The 2,803-nt window shown below is 44.2% G+C and carries 2 protein-coding genes; one reads left to right on the top strand and one right to left on the bottom strand.

Features of this window, described 5'->3' with window-relative positions; genetic code table 11:
- The first annotated feature begins 594 nt into the window (after window positions 1–594).
- Window positions 595–1,959, top strand: coding sequence for a tRNA (N6-isopentenyl adenosine(37)-C2)-methylthiotransferase MiaB (gene miaB, locus H6S82_RS27395; protein ID WP_190465150.1), 1,365 nt, complete (start codon window positions 595–597; stop codon window positions 1,957–1,959).
- Between the two features lie 139 nt (window positions 1,960–2,098).
- On the opposite strand, the gene H6S82_RS27390 is transcribed toward miaB, so the two are convergent.
- Window positions 2,099–2,803 (bottom strand): tetratricopeptide repeat protein (locus H6S82_RS27390; protein ID WP_191057042.1); only part of this gene is annotated, 705 nt, incomplete at its 5' end.

The following is a 2,803-nucleotide window of genomic DNA, read 5'->3' as shown; positions in this document are numbered from 1 at the left end:
GTTTCCAGCATAATCGAGTTCCTAAGACATCCATAGCGAGCGCGATCGAACAAAACTTCTAGTTTTGCGATCGCAATTTATAAAATTATTTCGTATTGTAACAGATGGTTTTCTGTAATTTGTAGATAACGAAAATTTTTCTGGTATCTGCGTTTTTTTAGTTTTAAAATATAATTGATTAATTTCTACATCCATCGCAAGGTATATATTATAAATAATTAGTAAGACTACATCAATTATGTGAGATAAACCCAGCTTTAGATGTAGCAAGCTAGAATTGAGACTAGATAAATTTACTGAAATTAATAAGAAGGTAATACTCGATATAAAAAAATGATAGAACTGCAAGCATATTACCAGTTCAAAATCAAGGCTGACTGAAAAAACGGGTTTTAAGCCAGCAATTTCAAGCGGAATCATCCAAAAAATTGTGCCGAATTACAAGCTCAGTTCGAGCTTTGCAGAGTCAATCCAAAATCCACTCATCCAAAATCCACTCATTCAATAACCGAAAAAAACCACCAAAACAGATAGGCAAAATCTATAATTTATAAGGGTTATAAACAAATTGCCAATTTTTGACCGTAACTGACCATGACCACCTCTCCTCGCCGCTATCACATCACTACCTTCGGCTGCCAGATGAACAAAGCCGACTCCGAACGCATGGCTGGTATCCTGGAGGATATGGGTTTTGAGTGGTCGGAAGATCCCAACGATGCCAACGTCATTCTCTACAATACCTGCACAATTCGGGATAACGCCGAACATAAAGTTTATTCTCACTTGGGAAGACAGGCAAAGCGCAAGCAGGAACAACCCGACCTGACTCTGATATTGGCAGGTTGTGTCGCCCAACAGGAAGGGGAAGCGCTGCTGCGACGAGTGCCAGAGTTAGACTTGGTGATGGGGCCACAACACGCCAATCGCCTCAAAGATTTGCTCGAACAGGTATTGGAGGGCGATCGCGTCGTAGCCACAGAACCCGTTCATATTATGGAAGATATCACCAAACCGCGACGGGATAGCACCGTCACAGCTTGGGTGAACGTAATTTATGGCTGCAACGAACGCTGCACCTACTGTGTCGTTCCTAACGTGCGCGGTGTGGAACAATCGCGCACGCCAGAGGCAATTCGCGCCGAAATGGCAGAATTGGGGCGTCAGGGTTATAAGGAAGTAACTTTACTCGGTCAAAATATCGACGCCTACGGTCGAGATTTGCCGGGAGTAACGCCAGAAGGTCGTCACAAACACACCTTGACAGATTTGCTTTACTATGTAAGCGATGTACCGGGTATCGATCGCATTCGTTTTGCGACTTCCCATCCTCGTTATTTCACAGAACGCCTGATAAAAGCTTGTGCTGAATTACCGAAAGTGTGCGAGCATTTTCACATTCCCTTCCAATCTGGCGATAACGAAGTGCTGAAGGCGATGGGACGCGGTTACACCCAGGAGAAATATCGTCGCATCATCGATACAATTCGCGATTATATGCCGGATGCGTCGATTACCGCCGATGCGATCGTCGGTTTTCCGGGAGAAACAGAAGCACAATTTGAGAATACACTCAAATTAGTGGCAGATATTGGTTTTGACCAGTTGAACACAGCCGCTTATTCCCCTCGTCCGGGTACACCAGCAGCATTGTGGGAAAATCAACTCAGCGAAGAGGAGAAGGTCGATCGATTGCAGCGCCTCAATCACTTAGTTGGCATAAAAGCAGCTGAGCGATCGCAACGTTATTTCGATCGCATTGAAGAAGTGTTGGTAGAAGATCGAAACCCCAAAGATCCAACTCAAGTAATGGGGAGAACTCGCGGAAATCGCCTGACATTTTTCAGCAGCGATATCGCTCAACTGAAAGGTCAACTGGTACAAGTTAAAATCACGGAAGTCCGTCCTTTCAGTTTATCTGGCGAAATCGTTGAGGTAAGGCATCCCGTCACTGTGTGAAAATGTTCGGAAACCCAACTTCTGGTTATCATTTGATAACCAGAAAATTGATGGGATTGTGTGTTGAAATCGCTAGTTAAAATTTAACCGCAGATGTAGGCGAAGCCTTACCGTAGGGTACATAATTCTGCCCAGCTACTTATTGCAAGACTGGCGTACTATTTGTATCGAGATGAAGTGCGCGGTTAATATCTTCAATTCCGCCAAATCGATCGCCCAGATGAAAACGCGCTAGACCCCGATTCAGGTAAGCTGCACTGAGATTGGGATTTAGTAAAAGAGCTTGGTTAAAATCTTCGATCGCCTGCCTATTTTCTCCTACTCTATAGCGAGCAAATCCTCGGCTATTGTACGCTCTAGCATCCTTGGGATTGAGTTGCAATGCTTTGCTAAAATCTTCGATCGCTCCCTGTTTATCCCCTAAATCCGAGCGTACCAAACCTCGACTGACATAAGCTTCAGATAAGTTTGGATTTAATCGCAAAGCTTGATTAAAATCTTCTAAAGCTTGCTGGATATCGCCGCGATCGCGAAGAGCCAGCCCCCGGTTATTGTAAGCTGCGGCGTAATTAGGGTTAAGCTCAAGCGCTCGATCGAAATCTGCGATCGCTCTGTGATGGTCGCCAATAGAATAATAAGCTAAACCCCGATTATAATAAGCATTAGCTTTATTGGGATTAATATTTATAGCCTGAGTATAGTTTTCAATTGCTCCTCTACTATCTCCCATGAGAGCGCGAGCATTACCTCGATTATTGTATGCTTCGGCATCTTTGGGATTGATACCGAGGGTTTGATTATAATCTTCAACCGCTCCTTTGTTATCTCCCAACGAGTAGCGAGC

Origin of the sequence: Planktothrix sp. FACHB-1355, assembly GCF_014748295.1 — a bacterium.
Taxonomy (GTDB): domain Bacteria; phylum Cyanobacteriota; class Cyanobacteriia; order Cyanobacteriales; family Aerosakkonemataceae; genus Aerosakkonema; species Aerosakkonema funiforme_A.
The sequence above is the reverse complement of the archived record's forward strand: the minus strand, read 5'-3'. Positions and strand labels throughout refer to the sequence as shown.